Origin of the sequence: Kitasatospora sp. NPDC048407 (assembly GCF_043200475.1) — a bacterium.
Classification (GTDB): domain Bacteria; phylum Actinomycetota; class Actinomycetes; order Streptomycetales; family Streptomycetaceae; genus Kitasatospora.
On record NZ_JBICXW010000005.1, the window covers coordinates 345036 to 362634 of the forward strand.

Sequence of the window (17599 nt, forward strand, 5' to 3'; positions counted from 1 at the left end):
GGCGGCCCCACGGGAACTACGCTGTCCGCCGTGACTGATCGGCTCCCGCTCTTCCCCCTCAACACGGTCCTCTACCCGGGCCTGGTGCTGCCCCTGCACGTCTTCGAGGAGCGCTACCGACACCTGGTCGCCGACCTGCAGAAGCTGCCCGAGGACGAACCCCGCCGCTTCGGCGTGATCGCCATCCGGGACGGCCGGGAGGTCGCACCCGTACGCGAACTCGACGACCCCGCAGGCCCGTTGGACGGCATCGGCGCCCCCGGCGAGGACCCGCTGGACGCCCTCCACCCGGTCGGCTGCGTCGCCGACGTCGCCTCCGTCCGCGACCAGCCCGAGGGCCGCTACGAACTCCTCGTCACCGGCACCACCCGGTTCCGGCTCCGCGCGATCGACGCCACTGGCCCCTACCTCGTCGGCGACGTCTCCGTGCTGCCCGAACAGCCCGGCGAGGGCTCCGGCGTACTCGCCGCCGGCGTCGAACGTGCCTTCCGCACCTACCAGAAGCGACTGGCCGGCGCCCGCGAAGCCACCCTCAACGGCGAACCCGAACTCCCCGACGACCCGCAGGTGCTCTCCTACCTGGTCGCCGCCGCCACCACCCTGCCAGTGGCCGTCAAGCAGGAACTCCTCGCCTGCCCCGACACCGCGCAGCGCCTCACCCGCGAACTCGAACTGCTCCGCCAGGAGAGCGCGGTGATCGCCAAACTCCCGTCCCTGCCCGCCACCGACCTCACCCGCCAGGCCTTCAGCCCGAACTGAGGACACCCCCACCCATGGCCAAGAAGAAGACCGCCGGCGGCACCCCCGCGACCGTCGCCCTCGACACCGCCGCGGTCCCGTTCACCCTCCACGAATACGCCCACGACCCCACCGCAAGCTCCTTCGGAGCCGAGGCCGCCGAGGCGATGGGCGTCCCGCCCGGACGCGTCTTCAAGACCCTCCTCGCCGAGACCGACGGCGCCCTCGCCGTAGCCGTCGTCCCCGTCTCCGGCCAACTCGACCTCAAGGCCCTCGCCACCGCGCTCGGCGCGAAACGCGCCACCATGGCCGACCCCACCGCCGCCGAACGCTCCACCGGCTACGTCCTCGGCGGCATCTCCCCCCTCGGCCAACGCAAGAAGCTCCGCACCGTCATCGACACCACCGCCCTGACCCACCCCACCGTCTACGTCTCCGCAGGCAAGCGCGGCATGGAAATCGAACTCGCCCCGGCGGACCTGATCCGCCTCACCAACGCGGTCACTTGGGCGATCAGGCGAAATCAGGGGCGCGAGGAACTGCGCGAAGGGGAACGCACTCAACCGCAAGATCGCGACGCAGGACAATGACCTGCACGTGATCGCGACCTTGCGGACGTGACTTGCGCTTGTCGCGCAGTTCCCCGCGCCCCTGTCCTCGCACCCGCTACTGCTGCGCCCAGTACGGCGGCCGGTCCGGCTCCCGCTTGCCGAACGTCGCCGACAGCGCCAGCAGCACGATCGTCGCCGTCATCGGCCACACCAGCAGCGCCCCGTGCGCCGTGAGCTCCAGCGGCCCGTCGAACGTGCCGCCGTTGCCGACGGCCAGCGCGTGCGCCCGCAGGTCCGTCGTGGGGCCGAGCCGGGTGCCGAGTTGCCAGCCGATGACCGAGCCGAGGAGGCCGCCGACGGTGAGGCCGACGGCGACGGCGATGCCGCCGCCGCGGGCGCGGGTCCAGAGGAAGGCGCCGAGGGCGGTGGCGACGCCGAGGGCGAGGCCGAGGAGGGAGAAGACGCCGACGGCGGCGATCTGGGCTTCGCCTTCGGGGTCGCGGTAGAGGATCCGGTTGTCCTGGACCTCGAACCCGATCCGGGGGGCGAGCCAGAGCCAGAGCAGGCCGAGGACGACGCCGAGGACCGCTCCGGCGACAGCGATGATCGCTCCGATCCGCAGTTCGGGGCCGACCGGCGGCCGCTCGACGGGGGCGGGCGGCTGGTGCGGGTGGGGCGGGGCGAACGGGTCCGCCCCGGGCGGCGTGTTACCCGCAGGTGTGTTCGGTACGGTCACGGCCCCATCGTCCCACGGCCGCCCCCGCCGCTGTCGATCTCCCGGCGGTGCAGGTTCCCCCAGGAACGGTCTCAGCGGGCGGCCCGCCGGTACGCCCAGGTGGCGAGCGTCAGCGAGCCGAGGCCGACCGCGCCGCAGACGCCGAGGTCGATCAGGACGCGGGCCCAGTCGGGCTGCGGGGCGAAGGTGAGGGCGAACGCGTCGACGCCGTAGCTGGAGGGCAGCAGGTCGCGCAGCCACTGCACCGGGACGGGCAGCCGGGAGGCCGGCAGGACGCCCAGCAGCAGCGCTGCGGACATGCCCAACTGCCCGGCGAGGGTGGCGAGTTCCTGGCGGGGGGCGAGCAGCCCGAGCGCCGCGCCGAGTCCGGCGAGCGCGGCGCCGGCCAGCGGGATCACCGCGAACAGGATCCACAGCCGACCCATCGGCAACCCGAACATCCAGCTGCCGGCGGCGGCGGTGACGAACACGCCGGGCACGGTGAAGGAGGCGTACGCGGCGGCCGTGCCGAGCACCACGGAGGCGGGCGGGACGGGCAGCGTCGCGTAGTGGTCGAGGCCGCCGGTGTGGCGGAGCCGGCCGAAGTACTGGGCGAGCAGGTTGAGTGCCACGAAGGCGACGACCAGGACGGCGGAGCCGGCCACCACGGCGTGCGCGGAGGGATTGTCGCCGGGGTCGACGACGCCACGCATCATCACCAGGATGCCGATGGACTGGAAGGTCGCGACGAACAGCAGCGGGATCCGGGAGACCTTGGCGCGGGCCAGCTGGGCGCGGTAGACGGCGGCCAGCGCCGGCAGCAGCCGGGCCGCGGGGGCCAGCGGGGCGGCCTGCCCGGTGCCGGTGTCGGCGGGGGCGTCGAGCAGGGTCATCGGGTGAGTCCTTCGTGCCGGCCGCCGAGTCGGAGGTAGGCGTCCTCCAGGGTGGGGGTGGCGAGGGTGAAGTCGTCGAGGGCGGCGAAGGCGGGGCCGGTGGTGACGGCGGCGACCAGTTCGCGGGCCTCGTCGGGGGTGGTGCGCAGGGTCCAGCGGCGGCCGGTGCGCTCGGCGCGTTCGGCGAGCGCGGCGACGGCGGGGACGCCGGTGGGGGCGTCGTGGCGCCACACCAGGTCGAGTCGGACGTGGCCGTCGACCAGGGCCTTGAGGCCGCCGGGGGTGTCGCAGGCGATGACCTTGCCGCCGTCGATCACGGCGACCCGGTCGAGCACGGTCTCGGCCTCGATGACGTTGTGGGTGACCAGCAGCACGGTGGTGCCGCGCTCGGCGCGGCGGCGGTCGACGGCGCTCCAGACGGCGCGGCGGGCGACCGGGTCCATGCCGGTGGTGGGCTCGTCCAGCACCAGCAGCGGGCGTTCGCCGACCAGGGTGGCGGCGAAGCAGGCGAGGCGGCGCTGGCCGCCGGAGAGCTTGGCGAGCGGGCGGTGGGCGAGCGGTTCGAGGCCGAGTTCGGTGATCACGTCGGCGGTCTCGGCGCGGGCGGCGGCGCGGGACAGGCCGCGCAGCCGGCCGGTGGTCTCGGCGGCGAGGGCGACGGTGAGCTCGTCGAGGGCGGTGGATTCCTGGCCGAGGTAGCCGAGCAGCCGGGCGGCCCGTTCGGGGTGACGGACGATGTCGTGGCCGAGCAGCTCGATGGTGCCGGCGTCGGGGCGGAGCAGGCCGGTGAGCTGGCGGACCAGGGTGGACTTACCGGCGCCGTTGGGTCCGAGCAGCCCGAAGATCTCGCCGCGCCGGACGGCGAGATCGATGCCGTCGTTGGCCCGGACCTCGGTGCCGCCCGCCCGATAGGTCTTGACCAGGCCGCTGACGGTGCAGCAGCCCTGAGGTGCCTTGCTCACGACGGAAGACTCTACGCGCCGCAGGGGACGTTCCGGGCATGCGGGTCACACCGAAAGCAGCCGTCGGCGGTGGTCAGTTGTCCTCCAGTGCCTCCGCGGGACGCCGGGTGTCGGGGACGCGGGCGGCCAGTTCCTTCCAGAAGCCCTCCCGGATCGCGTACCTGTCCTGCTCGTCGATCTGGTCCTCCTTGTGCGCGAGCAGGCCGAACCGGGCGGCGTAGCGCAGCAGTTCGCCGTCGAGGCGGTGCGGGATGCGCGGGTGCTCGGTCCACAGCAGGGCGGGGCGGTCGGTGGTGGCGAGGCGGTCGAGCCAGCGGCGGGCGAAGACCTGGCCGACCTCCTGGGGGTCGCCGCCGACGCTGGTGATGTCCTCCTCGCGGTCGGCCCAGCGCTGGGCGGCGGTGGTGAGGCGGTCCAGGGTGGGCAGGGTGTCGGCGGCGCCGGTGGTGTCGGTGCGCTCCAGCCAGCCGCGGTCGGAGGACCAGCGCAGCACCGGCCCGCCGAGCGCGGCGGCCGGCGGTACGGGCACGGGTGCGAGGACGGGGGCGCGGCCGGCCAGGTCCTTGGGGGTGGGGATGACCCGTAGCGGGGCGGTCCGCCCGCTGGGGGCGGCCGCGGCGGCGGGGGCGGTGGCGCGCGGGCGGGGCGGGGTGGGCAGCACGGCGACCGGCGCGACGACGGGGGTGACGACAGCGGGTTCGGTGGCGATCTCCCGGGGGCGGGCCCAGCGTTCGATCCAGGCGCGGTCGAGCACCCGGCGTTCGTCGGCCTCGCCGACGAGTTCCTCGGACTGGTTGAAGTCGCCGTCGGCGGCCTCCAGCGCCCACAGGTGGACGGCCACGCCGTGCTCCTTCGCGGAGGCGACGCCGGGCAGCAGGTCGCCGTCGCCGGTGACCAGCACCACGTCTGCGCAGGCGTGGTTGCGGGCGAGTTCGCTGAGTTCGGCGTGCATCGCGGCGTCCACGCCCTTCTGCACCCAGCGGCCCTCCGCGCGGGTGAGCGCGCCAAGCCGGACGGTGACCCGGGGCAGCACTCTGAGGCGCCGGTGCTCGGGCGCGGGTCTGCGGTCGATGGCGGCGTCGAACCAGTAGATCCGCAGCAGCGGCAGCCCGGTCTCCTCCTCGGCGCGTTCGCGCAGCGCGCCGATCAGCACCGGGTGGTCGACGGCGATCCGGGACCGGCCGGGTTCTCCCGCGAGCAGGCTGGCGGCGGCGCCCAGCAGGTAGCCCGCGTCGACCAGGACGACGCAGCGGTCCATCTGGCACCTCCTCCTCGGCCCGGCGCCGCGGCGGTGGGGACGCCGCCCGGCGGTCCGGCCCACCGTTGCGCACACCTTTCCCCTTCGTTCGCTCGGTGAACCGCGTCGAACGGTTCGGCTCGCGACCCTGGATACTGGGACACCGTGCGGAAGAGTGCAGTGGCATTGTGCGGAGTGGCGGTGATCGGAGCGGTCGCCATCGTCCTGGTGCCCTCGACCGTTCCGGAGACCTCCCAGGGGGACACCTCGCTGGTCTCGGTGGTGGTCAACGGCGGCCGCACGGTCGAGCTCGGCCCGACCGAGACCCGGACCTTCCCAGTGGAGGTGACGGCGACGGACCGTTCCGGCATCCGCACTGTCGATCCGATAGGTCTGTGGGGTCCGAACTACGCGACCCTCAAGGTCGGCCCGATGAGCTGCGTCCCGCTGGACGCCACCGGCACGGTGAGCCGCTGCACGGGCGAGGCGACGGCCTCGGCGACCTCCCGGGTGCTGTTCGACGACCAGGCCGGCACCTGGTTCGTGGACCTGCGGATCCAGGCCAACGACGGCGACCGCTACGTGTCGAAGTCGGCGGGCGGTTTCTCGCTGAAGCGGACGGCGCAGTTCGACCAGGCGTCCTGCCCCACGACGGCGGTCGACGGCCAGAGCATCCAGCTGCAGGCGCGGCTCCGGCGCACCATGTGGGACGAGGGCGGCTACATTCCGCAGCGCGGTACGACGGTGTACCTGCAGTTCCGCCCGACCGGCTCGGACAACTGGTCCACGCTGACGGCGACCAACAGCAACGCCGAGGGCATGGTGTCGATACAACTCGAGGCCAGCATGTCGGGCACGTACCAGTGGTACACGGCGGGCGACAAGTGGACGGGATCGGCGACCTCGGCGGAGCTGCCGATCACCGTCACCCCGAAGCAGGCGCACCCCGGGCAGTGAGCGCGAAGGGGCGCCGGGGAGGTTCCCCGGCGCCCCTGGTGGCTCTGCCGATCAGCCGCGCAGTTCGGCGGCGCCCCTGGTGGCTCTGCCGATCAGCCGCGCAGTTCGGCGGCGACCAGTTCGGCGATCTGCACCGCGTTGAGCGCGGCACCCTTGCGCAGGTTGTCGTTGGACAGGAACAGCGACAGGCCGTTGTCGACGGTCTCGTCCACCCGGATCCGGCCGACGTAGCTCGGGTCCTGGCCGGCGGCCTGCAGCGGGGTGGGGATGTCGGTGAGGACGACGCCGGGGGCGTCGGCCAGCAGCTCGGTGGCGCGCTCGGGGCTCAGCGGGCGGGCGAAGCGGGCGTTGACCTGGAGCGAGTGGCCGGTGAAGACCGGGACGCGCACGCAGGTGCCGGAGACCTTCAGCTCGGGGATGCCGAGGATCTTGCGGCTCTCGTGGCGGAGCTTCTGCTCCTCGTCGGTCTCGTTGCTGCCGTCGTCCACCAGCGCGCCGGCGAACGGCAGCACGTTGAACGCGATCGGACGCTTGTAGACGCCCGGCGCGGGGAACTCGACGGCCGCGCCGTCGTGCACCAGCGCGGTGGCGTCGTCGACGACCTTGCGGGCCTGCTCGTGCAGCTCGGAGACGCCGGCCAGGCCGGAGCCGGAGACCGCCTGGTAGGTGGAGACCACCAGCGAGACCAGCTCGGACTCGCCGTGCAGCGGCCGCAGCACGGGCATCGCGGCCATCGTGGTGCAGTTCGGGTTGGCGATGATGCCCTTGGGTCGCTCGGCGATCGCCTCGGGGTTGACCTCGGCGACGACCAGCGGGACCTCGGGGTCGCGGCGCCAGGCGGAGGAGTTGTCGATGACGACGGCTCCGGCCTCGGCGACCTTCGGGGCGAGGGCCTTGGAGGTGGACCCGCCGGCGGAGAAGATCACGATGTCGAGGCCGCGGTAGTCGGCCGTGGTGGCGTCCTCGACGGTGACCTCGGTGTCCTTCCAGGGCAGCGTGCGCCCGGCCGAGCGGGCCGAGGCGAACAGCCGCAGCTGCTCGACCGGAAAGTTGCGCTCCGCCAGGATCTCGCGGACCACGCCGCCGACCTGACCGGTGGCTCCTACGATGCCGACCTTCATCCGAGTCTCCTCCTCCTACGTTGTGCAAAGCCATCATGCCTTGTCAGAGCGGGTGCGCGCGGGGGCGTCCCAAGGCGTGAACGCCTGCCGTCCGAGGCGGCAATCCCTTTCGTCGGGGCGCCCGCGGGCCGCAAATTCTGCGCGGATCTCAGCCGTGCGCGAGCAGCGGCAGCCGCACCGCCGGGGTGGGGATGCGCCCGGCGCGGTGCAGCAGCGCCTTGAGCGCGGTCGGGTTGGGCCCGGCGAACGCGGCCCGGGACACCTCGGCCAGCTCCGCGCCGAGCTTGCGGGCCAGCGGCACGTCACCGTCCGCCCAGGCCCGGTGCAGGGCGACGAAACGGGCGGTCTCCAGGTGCGCGGAGGCCAGGATGCCGCCGTCGGCGCCGAGCGCGAGCAGCGGGGACAGGAACAGGTCGTCGCCGACCAGCACCCCGCGCGGTTCGGCGCCCAGCAGCGCGACGGCCTGCTCGTCGATCCCGCCGGGGGCGTACTTGAGGCCCGCGACCTGCGGCAGCGCCAGCAGTTCCAGCAGCGTGGCGGCGCCGAGCGGCTGCCCGGTGCGGTACGGGATGTGGTAGATCACCAGCGGCACGGGGCTGGTGGCGGCCAGTTCCCGGAAGTGTGCGAGCACCCCGGCCTCGCCGGGACGGACGAACGCCGGGACGGCGACCAGTGCCGCGCCCGCCCGCCCGTCCAGCCGGGCCAGCGCCTCGGCGGTGCGCGCGGTGCCGCCGTGCCCTGCGCCGACCGTCAGCACGGCCCCGTACTCGGTGGTGACGCGCCGGCACAGTTCGACCACCGCGTCCTGTTCGGCGTCGGTGAGGGATCCGGGTTCGCCGGTGGTGCCGAGGGCGACCAGTCCGGCGGCGCCGGCGTCCAGGCTGTCGCGGGCCAGCTGCTCCAGCGCGTCCAGGGCGAGGGCGCCGTCGGCGGTGAACGGAGTGACCAGCGGGACGTGAATGCCGTGGAGTTCCATGGGGGAAGCGTGCCGGGCGCCGACCGTGCGGGTCCAGTTCACATTTCCGATGCTTCTCGTAAGCTGAGCCGATGCTCGATGTGCGACGACTGCGGCTGCTGCGCGAACTGGCCCACCTGGGGACGATCGCGGCGGTGGCGGACGCCCTGGCGTTCAGTCCTTCGGCGGTGTCCCAGCAGCTGTCGGTGCTGGAACGGGAGGCCGGGGTGCCGCTGCTGGAGCGCACCGGGCGGCGGGTGGCGCTGACCCCCGCCGGGCGGAACCTGGTGCGGCACACCGAGGCGGTGCTGGAGCTGCTGGAGCGGGCGGACGCCGAACTGGCGCACGCCCGCCGCGGGCTGGCCGGCCCGCTGCGGATCGGCGCCTACCCGTCCGCGGTGCGCGCCCTGGTCCCCGCCGCACTGGCCGAACTGGCCGCCCGGCACCCCGAGTTGGAGGCCATGGTCAGCGAGGTGGACCCGGCCGCGGTGGCGGCGGCGCTGCGCGCGGGCGAACTCGACCTGGCGCTGGTGCACGAGTACGACCTGGTGCCGGCCGAACCGGAGGAGGGCATCGCGCTGACCGGCCCGGTGTTCGCCGAGCCGATGTACCTGGCGGCCCGCAGCGCCGGCACCCTCGCCGACCACCAGCACGGCCCGTGGATCACCGCCCCGCCCGGCACCCTCTGCCACGAACTGACCGAACGCGCCTGCCAGGCCGCCGGGTTCAGCCCCCGGGTCCGGCACCGGGTGGACGACTTCGCGGCCCAGCTCGCCCTGGTGGCGGCCGGCCAGGGCGTGGCCCTGGTCCCCCACCTGGGCACCGGCCACTGCCCCCCGAACGTCACCCTGACCCGTCTGCCGATCTACCGCCGCACCCGCACCGCCTTCCGCGCGGGCGCCGCCGCCCATCCCGCCGTGGCCGCCTTCGCGGCGGCCCTGCACACGGCGGTCCCGGCCGAACTGCGCGCCGCCTGACGCCCGTTCGGCCCGTTCGATCAATTCAGCGCCCTCAGCCCGTTCAGCCCGTTCAGCCCGCGAACTCCCGGATCAGCCGCCAGACTTCGGCGGGCCGCTCCTCCTGCATGAAGTGCCCACCGCCCTCGACCAGCCCGGTGCTGAGCGCCCGCACCCCGGCCGCCCGCAGACCGGCGGCGTACGCGTCGAGGTCGACGGGTTCGCGGGTGCCGCGCAGGTAGAGCAGCGGGGTGTCGACGGGCCCGGCGGCGGCGGATTCGGCGTTGTCGCGGGCGTCCTGCCCGAAGGCCCGGTAGAGGTCGAACCCGGCGGTGAGCTGCCCGGGTTCGCGGTAGGCGGCGGCCTGTTCGGCGCGCGATTCGGGGGCGATCCGGTCGGGGTCGGCGGACAGCACCTGGTAGAAGTACGCGAAGTAGGCCTCCTGCCGGCCGCCGACCAGCGTCTCGGGCAGCTCGGGGACGGCGTGCAGGCCGAAGTGCCAGATGTACGGGTTGCCCAGCACCTGCTCCCAGGGCGCGACGCCGGGCAGCACGGTGTTCATCACCACCACCCGGTCGACGGCGTCGAAGGCCCGCAGGTAGGCGTACGCGGCCATGCCGCCGGCGTCGTGGCCGACCAACGTGGTTCCGGTGAGGCCGAGTTGACCGATCAGCGCGTGTACGGCGGCGGCGATCCGCCGCTTGGAGCCGCCGACGCCGCCGGTGGAGCGGCCGATGCCGGGCAGGTCGACGGCGAGCAGGCGGGCCTCGTCGCCGGCCGCGGCCATCACGCCCTGCCAGGTGCGGGAGGACTCGGGCCAGCCGTGCAGCAGCAGGAAGGGGCGGCCGTCGGGGTCGCCGGATTCCACGACGTGCAGGGAGAGTTCACCAACGGGCATCTGATGGCGCCTCAGTTCGATCGACATGCGACATGTCTACCAAAAGACATGTCGCATGTCGATGACCGGTCGTCTAGGCTGGCCGCATGAACGACGACCGCCCGGGCTACGAGCGCGGGACCGGCTTCCTGCTGGCCCGGCTCGGCTCGCTCACCGCCCGCTCCTGGACGGCCTTCCTCGGCGAACACCGGCTGACCCAGGCCCAGTACGGCGTGCTGGTCGCGCTCGGGCAGCACGGCCCGGTCGGCCAGGGCCGGCTGGCCGAGCTGGTGGCGGTGGACGCCCGCAACCTGGTGTCGGTGCTCGACGGCCTGGCCGGCCGTCACCTCGTGGAGCGCCGCCCGCACGACACCGACGGCCGCCGCCGGGTGGTCGCACTGACCGCCGAGGGGCGGGCGCTGGTGGACGGCCTGGCCGCCGCGGCCGCCACCGAGCAGGACCGCTTCCTCGCCGCTCTCCCCGCCACCGACCGGGCCCGGCTGAACCGGCTGCTGCAACGCCTCTACGCCGCCCACCTGTCGCAGCCGGACGCGGGGGCTTGAAGCGGTCGATAGCCTTCCGCCATGCATGAGTTGAACGAGCAGAAGGAACAGCCCGGCCGGTTCGGCGCCGGGGCCACGCTGGAGATAGCGGCCGAGCGGATCGGTTCGGTGCACACCACCTACGCGCCGGCCCCCGACGGCGACCCGGACCCGGGCGAGATCGTCTGGACCTGGGTGCCGTTCGAGGAGAACGACGGCCGCGGCAAGGACCGCCCGGTGCTGGTGGTGGCCCGGGAGCGGTCCGGCACCCTGCTGACGGTGATGCTGTCCAGCAAGGGTCACGACAACGACCCGGACTGGGTGCCGCTCGGCGCCGGCCCGTGGGACCGCAGCGGCCGGGACTCCTGGGTGGCGCTGGACCGGGTGTTCCGGGTGCACGACGGCGGAATGCGGCGCGAGGCGTGCGCCCTCGACCGGGCCCGTTTCCAGCTGGTGGTCGACTCGTTGAGGCACCGTTACGGCTGGCACTGAGTAACGATTGTCGGATCGTCTTCCATCGCTCGCCCCGAACCGGGTACAACGGCACCAGCAACTCCCAACAGTTGACCTGGAGTCGGACGCATGAGCAGCAACACTCCTCCTGGCTACGGGCCGCAGGACCCGTACGGCCAGAACCCGTACGGCCAGCAGCCGCCTCCGGCCAACGGCGGCTACGGCACCCCGCCCCCGCCTCCCCCGCCGCCGCCGGGCTACGGCGAGCAGCAGCCCGGGTACGGCGCCCCGCAGGGCTACGGACAGCAACCGGGTTACGGGCAGCAGCCGGGTTACGGGCAGCAGCCCGGCTACGGCGCCCCGCAGGCCCAGTGGCCGGGCTGGCTCGCCCCGCCGCTGCCGCCCGGCGTCCCGCCGACCCCGGGGACCCGCACCCTGGCCACCCCGGTGGACCGGTTCGTGGCGCGCCTGATCGACGGCCTGATCGTCGGCCTCCCCGTCGGCGTCGTGGCCTCCGTGACCTTCGGCCCGCTCACCATCGGGTACTTCGCGCTGCTGGCGATCGCCTACGTCGTCTATGACGGCGTCATGATGACCACTCAGCACTGCCAGACCGTCGGCAAGAAGGCCATGAAGCTCCGGGTGGTCAGCGTCGCCACCGGCGCGCGGCCGACCGACAACGAGCTGTGGACCCGGGCCGGTGTCTGGGGCGGCCCGTACATCGTCCCGTACATCGGCAGCCTTGCGGTGCTGGTCAACGGCCTCTCGCAGCTGTGGGACAAGCCGCTGCAGCAGACCTTCCACGACAAGGCCGCCAAGACCGTGGTGGTCAAGGAGAGCTGATCCGGCGTCAACGGCGAAGAGCCCCTGCGGAGTTCCGACTCCGCAGGGGCTCTTCGCCTGCCGGTGTCAGCTGGCCAGGCAGCTCGGCCCGAGCAGCTGCTTCAGGTCGCCGAACAGCGCGGGGTCGGACTTCACCCGGTGCCGGTCGAGGCGCAGCACCACGGTCCTGGTCCGCCCGCGCAGGTGGACGTGGACCTCGGTGGAGCCCTTGTGGTGGGTGAGCACCTCGCCGAGCCGGCTGACGATCGGCGGGGTGAGCTTGTTCTCCGGCACGGTGATCACGATCGGCAGCTGGGCGCCGACGTTGGACAGGTCGGGCACCGTGAGTTCCATGCCCATCAGCCGCGGCACGTCCTCCCGCTTGTCGAGCTTGCCGCGCACGAACACCACGGCGTCCTCGACGAGTTGGGAGGAGACCAGTTGGTAGCTGGCGGGGAAGAACATGCAGTCGATGGAGCCGGCCAGGTCCTCGACGGTGGCGATCGCCCAGGCGTTGCCCTGCTTGGTCATCTTCCGCTGGAGGCCGGAGATGATGCCGCCGATGGTGACGATGGTGCCGTCGGGGCGCTCCGCGAGGTCGGCGACCGCGCAGTCGGCCTTGTCGGCGAGCACGTGCTCGATGCCGTGCAGCGGGTGCGAGGAGACGTACAGGCCGAGCATCTCGCGTTCCTGGGTGAGCAGGAAGGACTTCTCCCACTCCTCCTCGGAGAACACCACGTCCAGGCCGAAGCTCGGCTCGTCGGAGACACTGTCGCCGCCGAACAGGTCGAACTGCCCCTCGGCCTCCTTGCGCTTGATCGACACCACGTTGTCGATCATCGGCTCGAACTGGGCGGTCAGGCCCTTGCGGGTGTGCCCGAGCGAGTCGAAGGAGCCGGCCTTGATCAGCGATTCGACGGTGCGCTTGTTGCAGACCACCGCCTCGACCTTGTCCAGGAAGTCCGGGAAGGAGGTGTACTTCCCCTTGGCCTTCCGGGTGCGGATCATCGACTCCACCACCGGGCCGCCGACGTTGCGGATGGCGGTCAGGCCGAACCGGACGGTGTCGCTGCCGTGCGGGGTGAAGTCGGCGTCGGACTCGTTGACGTCCGGCGGGAGCACCTGGATGCCCATCTTGCGGCACTCGTTGAGGTAGACCGCGGACTTGTCCTTGTCGTCCTTGACCGAGGTGAGCAGGCCGGACATGTACTCGGCGGGGTAGTTCGCCTTCAGATACGCGGTCCAGTAGGAGACCAGTCCGTAGCCGGCGGTGTGGGCTTTGTTGAAGGCGTAGCCGGAGAAGGGGACGAGGACGTCCCACACGGCCTGGATCGCGGCGTCCGAGTAGCCGTGTTCGCGGCAGCCCTTCTGGAAGGGCACGAACTCGGCCTCCAGGATCTCCTTCTTCTTCTTGCCCATGGCCCGGCGCAGCAGGTCGGCCTGGCCGAGCGAGTAGCCGGCCAGGATCTGCGCGGCCTTCTGCACCTGCTCCTGGTAGACGATCAGGCCGTAGGTCGGCTTGAGGATCTCCTCCAGGGGCTTCTCCAGCTCCGGGTGGATCGGGGTGATGTCCTGCTGGCCGTTCTTGCGCAGCGCGTAGTTGGTGTGCGAGTTGACGCCCATCGGACCCGGGCGGTACAGCGCGAGGACGGCGGAGATGTCTTCGAAGTTGTCGGGCTTCATCAGGCGCAGCAGCGAGCGCATGGGGCCGCCGTCGAGCTGGAAGACGCCGAGCGTGTCGCCGCGGGCGAGCAGTTCGTAGGTGGGCTTGTCGTCGAGCGGCAGATCGAGCAGCTCGATCTTGATGCCCTTGTTCTTCTCGATCGCCTTGACGGCGTCGTCCATGATCGTCAGGTTGCGAAGGCCGAGGAAGTCCATCTTGAGAAGGCCGAGGCCCTCACAGGTGGGGTAGTCGAACTGCGTGATGGTGACGCCGTCGGTGTGCCGGGTCCAGACCGGGATGTGGTCGGTCAGCGGCTCGGCGGACATGATGACGCCGGCGGCGTGCACGCCGGGCTGGCGGATCAGGCCCTCGATGCCGCGCGCGGTGTCGATGACCTTCTTGACGTCCGGGTCGCTCTCGTACAGGCCGCGGATCTCGCCCGCCTCGCCGTAGCGGGGGTGCGAGCTGTCGGTGATGCCGGAGAGCGGGATGCCCTTGCCCATGACGTCCGGCGGCATCGCCTTGGTGATCCGGTCGCCCATCGCGTACGGGTAGCCGAGGACGCGCGAGGAGTCCTTGATGGCGGCCTTCGCCTTGATGGTGCCGTACGTGACGATCATGGCGACCTTGTCGGAGCCCCACTTCTCCGTCACGTAGCGGATCACGTCACCGCGCCGGCGCTCGTCGAAGTCGATGTCGACGTCGGGCATGGAGATGCGCTCGGGGTTGAGGAAGCGCTCGAAGATCAGGCCGTGCGGGATCGGGTCGAGGTCGGTGATGCCCATCGCGTAGGCGACCAGCGAGCCGGCCGCGGAGCCACGGCCGGGGCCGACCGCGATGCCCTGGCTCTTGGCCCACATGATGAAGTCGGCGACCACGAGGAAGTACGCGGGGAACCCCATCTGGATGATGGTGTCCATCTCGTACTCGGCGAGCTTCTTGTGCTCGTCGTCGTAGCCGCCCGGAAAGCGCCAGTCCATGCCTTCCCAGACCTTGGACTTGAAGAAGTCCGCCTCGGACTCGAAGCCCTCCGGGATCGGGAACCGCGGCATCAGGTTCTTGAACTTGAACATGCCCTCGGTGTCGACCCGGGAGGCGACCAGCAGCTGGCTGTTGCGGCATCCCTCCTGCCAGATGTCCGAGGAGTCGAGGCCGTACATCTCGGCGGCCGACTTGATGTAGTAGCCGGTGCCGTCGAACCGGAAGCGGTCCGGGTCGGAGAGGTTCTTGCCGGTCTGGACGCAGAGCAGCAGGTCGTGCGCGCCGGCGTCGGCCTCGGTGGTGTAGTGCGAGTCGTTGGTGACCACCGGCGGGATGTTCAGCTTCCTGGAGATCTCCAGGAGGCCGTCACGGACCCGCTTCTCGATGTCGAGGCCGTGGTCCATCAGCTCCAGGAAGTAGTTCTCCTTGCCGAAGATGTCCTGGTACTCGGCGGCCGACTTGAGCGCCTCGTCGAACTGGCCGAGCCGCAGCCGGGTCTGCACCACGCCGGACGGGCAACCGGTGGTGGCCATCAGGCCGGCCGCGTGCTCGGCGATGATCTCCTTGTCCATCCGGGGCCACTTCACCAGCCAGCCCTCCGCGTACGAGCGGGAGGTCAGCTTGAAGAGGTTGTGCAGGCCCTCCTTGTTGCGGGCCCAGATGGTCTTGTGGGTGTAGGCACCGGACGCCGAGACGTCGTCCTTCTTCTGGTGCGGCTGGCCCCACAGGATGCGCTTGGTGTTCGAGCGGGACTCCGGCGCCACGTACGCCTCGATGCCGATCACCGGGGTGATGCCGGCGGCGGTGGCCTGCTTGTGGAACTCGGCGGCGCCGTACATGTTGCCGTGGTCGGTCATCGCGACGTGGGTCTGGCCCAGCCGCTCGACCTCCTTGAAGAGCTGCTTCAGCCGGGCGGCGCCGTCCAGCATCGAGTACTCGGTGTGGACGTGCAGGTGCGCGTACGGCTGGTCGCTCAAGGCGGGGCCTCCGGGGTACTGAGGGGGGTACTGAGGGGTACTGCTGGGGTACTTCGGGGGTACTGCGGGGGCTGAAACACGTAAGGCCCGAGCCACCACCTGGGCTCGGACCACGGCTTCCGGGATCGCGGATCCGAGTCTAGTCCCCCTCCGGACGTTGAAGCGCTAACCTCCGACCACCACACGGTTACGGGAGGGGACCCTGCCATGGCCTTCGTACCATCGCCTCTGCCCGCTGCCCGGCCGGCCGTCCGCGGCCTGCCGGGAATCGGCGTGCTCATGTTGTTGCAGCTCATCAGCCTGCTCGGCATCCTCGGCTACGACCTGGCGCAGGGCGACGGCCTGTCGTACCTGCCGACGGCGCTCGGCTTCTCGTACAAGCACATCGTGCCGGCCCCGGTCGGTTTCTTCGGCTGGAGCACCGCGTACCTGCTGGCGACGGCCGCCGTCGTGTTCGGCGCGTTCGCGGGCGGCCGCTGGGTGCGCGGCGCAGCGATACCGCTGACCGCCGTCAACGCGTACCTCTCGCTGAACGAGCTGGTCATCCTGTTCACCGGGGACAACGCCGGCAACGAGTACGTGTACAAGCCGTTCGGGCACCTGCTGCTGACCCTGACCCTGCCGCTGAACCTGCTGATCGCCCTGGCCGTCACCGTGGTGGTGGCCGCCACCCGCACCCCGGGCACCGCCCCGCTGCACCCGCAGCCGGGCTTCGGCCACCCGGGCGCCGTTCCCGGCCCGTGGGGCGGCGCGGCCGCGGGGCCGGTTCCGCAACCGCCCTTCCCCCACCCGCACGCACCGCGGCCCGGGCTGCCGCAGCCGCCCGCCGGCGACCCCGGCGCCGCGTACGCCTACCCCCCGGCACCGGCCGCCCCGCCCGCGCCGCCCGCCGGTGCGCCCGGCTATCCCCCGGCACCGGCCGCCCCGCCGCACTTCACACACCAGCCGCACCACTCGCACCAGCCCGCCCCCGGTCCCGTCACCGGCGGCGAGCCGCAGCCCCACCACTCGCACCAGGACCACTCTCACCACCAGCCGCCGCCCACCCCTCCGATGTCCTGACCGACTGTTAGCTTGGGCGTCGCCGAGAGGAGCCCCGACGATGCCCACCGCCGTCCGAACGCTGACCGCCCGCGAGTTGACGGTCGGCTATTTCGAACGCCAACTACTGGACCGCGCCCAGCCGTTGCCCGCCGTCGAGGCGGCGCGCCGGCTGGCCGCGCTGCAGGCGCAGTACTCGCCGTCGCCGCACCTCGCGCTGTGGTCCCGGCTGCCCGGCTTCACCACCGGGCAGCTGGACGCGGCGCTGCTGGACGGCAGCGTGGTGAAGGCGACGCTGATGCGCGGCACCCTGCACCTGGTGCCGGGCGAGGACTACGGCCACCTGGCCGCCGCCTGGCGCCGCCAGTGGCTCACCGACCTGCGCGGCCGGCACCGGGACGCGGGCCTGGATGAGGACGAACTCACCGCCTCGCTGCGGGAGTTCGCCACCGTGGCCCGCTCCGCCGAGGAGCTGCGCGGCCACCTGGCCGAGGCGTCGAAGGAGCGGATCCGGCCCGAGGACCTGCTGCACTTCGCCCGCGCCCTGGCCCCACTGGTGCACGTCGCCCCGTCCGGGCACTGGCGGGCCCACGGCAAGCCCCGATTCGTGCTGTGGCAGGGCGAGTTGCCGCCCGAGCCGGAGGCCACGGCCCGGCTGGTGCGCCGCTACCTGGCCGGGTACGGACCGGCCTCGCGCGCCGACATCGCGCACTTCAGCGGGCTGAGGCTGCGGCAGATCGACCTGGCGCTGGCCGAACTCGGCGAGCTGGTCCGCTACCGGGACGAGGCCGGCCGGGAGCTGCTCGACCTCCAGGACGCCCCGCCGGTCCCCGACCCGGGCCGCGAACTGCCGGTCCGCTTCCTGCCGAAGTGGGACGCGGCGCTGCTCTCGCACGCCGACCGGACCAGGATGCTGCCCGCCGACATCCACCGGCAGGTGTACCGGGCGGTGAACGGCACCCTGCTGGCCTCCTACCTGGTGGACGGCCGGGTGGCAGGCACCTGGGCGCACGAGGCGAAGCGCGGCGCGGCCGTGCTGACGCTCACCCCGCTCGTCCCGCACGGGCAGCGGGCCGAGCTGGCGGCCGAGGGCGAGCGCCTGCTGGAGTTCCTGGAGCCCGACGCGGCCACTCGCACGGTCCGGTTCTCCGACTGACG

17 protein-coding genes are annotated in these 17599 nt (G+C 72.4%); 9 read left to right on the top strand and 8 right to left on the bottom strand.

Annotation, left to right across the window (positions count from 1 at the left end; genetic code table 11):
- The first annotated feature begins 30 nt into the window (after window positions 1-30).
- The gene (locus tag ACGFWJ_RS13530) at window positions 31-759 is read left to right on the top strand and encodes an LON peptidase substrate-binding domain-containing protein (RefSeq protein ID WP_392948644.1); all 729 of its coding nucleotides are present in this window, start codon (window positions 31-33) and stop codon (window positions 757-759) included.
- Window positions 760-773: 14 nt separating this feature from the next.
- Complete coding sequence (gene ybaK, locus ACGFWJ_RS13535) at window positions 774-1328, top strand: Cys-tRNA(Pro) deacylase (protein ID WP_392948647.1); 555 nt, start codon at window positions 774-776, stop codon at window positions 1326-1328.
- Between the two features lie 76 nt (window positions 1329-1404).
- Here the strand turns inward: ybaK and ACGFWJ_RS13540 are convergent, their stop codons facing one another.
- The 4 genes from ACGFWJ_RS13540 to ACGFWJ_RS13555 all read right to left on the bottom strand — a co-directional run bounded on the left by ACGFWJ_RS13540 (window position 1405) and on the right by ACGFWJ_RS13555 (window position 5117).
- Window positions 1405-2025 carry a hypothetical protein gene (locus ACGFWJ_RS13540; protein ID WP_387645881.1) on the bottom strand — a complete coding sequence of 207 codons (621 nt, stop codon included), beginning with the start codon at window positions 2023-2025 and terminating at the stop codon, window positions 1405-1407.
- 71 nt (window positions 2026-2096) lie between these two features.
- Window positions 2097-2897: an ABC transporter permease gene (locus ACGFWJ_RS13545; protein WP_392948650.1), complete on the bottom strand. Its 801-nt coding sequence runs from the start codon at window positions 2895-2897 to the stop codon at window positions 2097-2099.
- A complete protein-coding gene (locus ACGFWJ_RS13550) occupies window positions 2894-3859 on the bottom strand; it encodes an ABC transporter ATP-binding protein (RefSeq protein WP_387863935.1) in 966 nt (321 codons plus the stop codon). Before ACGFWJ_RS13550 ends, ACGFWJ_RS13545 begins: the two co-directional genes overlap by 4 nt.
- A 73-nt stretch (window positions 3860-3932) precedes the next feature.
- Complete coding sequence (locus tag ACGFWJ_RS13555; RefSeq protein ID WP_392948654.1) at window positions 3933-5117, bottom strand: NYN domain-containing protein; 1185 nt, start codon at window positions 5115-5117, stop codon at window positions 3933-3935.
- A gap of 180 nt (window positions 5118-5297) precedes the next feature.
- Between ACGFWJ_RS13555 and ACGFWJ_RS13560 the strand changes: the two genes are divergently transcribed.
- The gene (locus ACGFWJ_RS13560; RefSeq protein WP_392948657.1) at window positions 5298-6053 is read left to right on the top strand and encodes a hypothetical protein; all 756 of its coding nucleotides are present in this window, start codon (window positions 5298-5300) and stop codon (window positions 6051-6053) included.
- 92 nt (window positions 6054-6145) lie between these two features.
- On the opposite strand, the gene ACGFWJ_RS13565 is transcribed toward ACGFWJ_RS13560, so the two are convergent.
- Together ACGFWJ_RS13565 and ACGFWJ_RS13570 are read right to left on the bottom strand one after the other, a co-directional pair.
- Window positions 6146-7174, bottom strand: a complete 1029-nt coding sequence (locus tag ACGFWJ_RS13565) for an aspartate-semialdehyde dehydrogenase (protein ID WP_387863939.1) — start codon at window positions 7172-7174, stop codon at window positions 6146-6148.
- Between the two features lie 148 nt (window positions 7175-7322).
- Window positions 7323-8150: a dihydrodipicolinate synthase family protein gene (locus ACGFWJ_RS13570; protein WP_392948659.1), complete on the bottom strand. Its 828-nt coding sequence runs from the start codon at window positions 8148-8150 to the stop codon at window positions 7323-7325.
- A gap of 71 nt (window positions 8151-8221) precedes the next feature.
- Between ACGFWJ_RS13570 and ACGFWJ_RS13575 the strand changes: the two genes are divergently transcribed.
- The gene (locus ACGFWJ_RS13575; protein WP_392948662.1) at window positions 8222-9106 is read left to right on the top strand and encodes a LysR substrate-binding domain-containing protein; all 885 of its coding nucleotides are present in this window, start codon (window positions 8222-8224) and stop codon (window positions 9104-9106) included.
- Window positions 9107-9158: 52 nt separating this feature from the next.
- Here ACGFWJ_RS13575 and ACGFWJ_RS13580 read toward each other — a convergent pair whose 3' ends face one another.
- Entirely contained in the window at window positions 9159-10010 is an 852-nt protein-coding gene (locus ACGFWJ_RS13580) for an alpha/beta fold hydrolase (protein ID WP_392948665.1), read from the bottom strand.
- A 59-nt stretch (window positions 10011-10069) separates the two neighbouring features.
- On the opposite strand from ACGFWJ_RS13580, the gene ACGFWJ_RS13585 reads away from it, so the two are divergent.
- From ACGFWJ_RS13585 to ACGFWJ_RS13595, 3 genes are all read left to right on the top strand, one after another.
- The gene (locus ACGFWJ_RS13585) at window positions 10070-10525 is read left to right on the top strand and encodes a MarR family winged helix-turn-helix transcriptional regulator (RefSeq protein ID WP_392948668.1); all 456 of its coding nucleotides are present in this window, start codon (window positions 10070-10072) and stop codon (window positions 10523-10525) included.
- Window positions 10526-10546: 21 nt separating this feature from the next.
- Complete coding sequence (locus ACGFWJ_RS13590) at window positions 10547-10996, top strand: type II toxin-antitoxin system PemK/MazF family toxin (RefSeq protein WP_392948671.1); 450 nt, start codon at window positions 10547-10549, stop codon at window positions 10994-10996.
- Between the two features lie 90 nt (window positions 10997-11086).
- Complete coding sequence (locus tag ACGFWJ_RS13595) at window positions 11087-11800, top strand: RDD family protein (RefSeq protein ID WP_392948674.1); 714 nt, start codon at window positions 11087-11089, stop codon at window positions 11798-11800.
- 66 nt (window positions 11801-11866) lie between these two features.
- Here the strand turns inward: ACGFWJ_RS13595 and dnaE are convergent, their stop codons facing one another.
- On the bottom strand, window positions 11867-15400 hold the full coding sequence (gene dnaE, locus ACGFWJ_RS13600; RefSeq protein ID WP_392948677.1) for a DNA polymerase III subunit alpha: 3534 nt from the start codon (window positions 15398-15400) through the stop codon (window positions 11867-11869).
- A 279-nt stretch (window positions 15401-15679) separates the two neighbouring features.
- Between dnaE and ACGFWJ_RS13605 the strand changes: the two genes are divergently transcribed.
- Together ACGFWJ_RS13605 and ACGFWJ_RS13610 are read left to right on the top strand one after the other, a co-directional pair.
- The gene (locus ACGFWJ_RS13605) at window positions 15680-16462 is read left to right on the top strand and encodes a hypothetical protein (protein WP_392948680.1); all 783 of its coding nucleotides are present in this window, start codon (window positions 15680-15682) and stop codon (window positions 16460-16462) included.
- 40 nt (window positions 16463-16502) lie between these two features.
- Window positions 16503-17597: a winged helix DNA-binding domain-containing protein gene (locus tag ACGFWJ_RS13610; RefSeq protein ID WP_392948682.1), complete on the top strand. Its 1095-nt coding sequence runs from the start codon at window positions 16503-16505 to the stop codon at window positions 17595-17597.
- Window positions 17598-17599 lie beyond the last annotated feature (2 nt).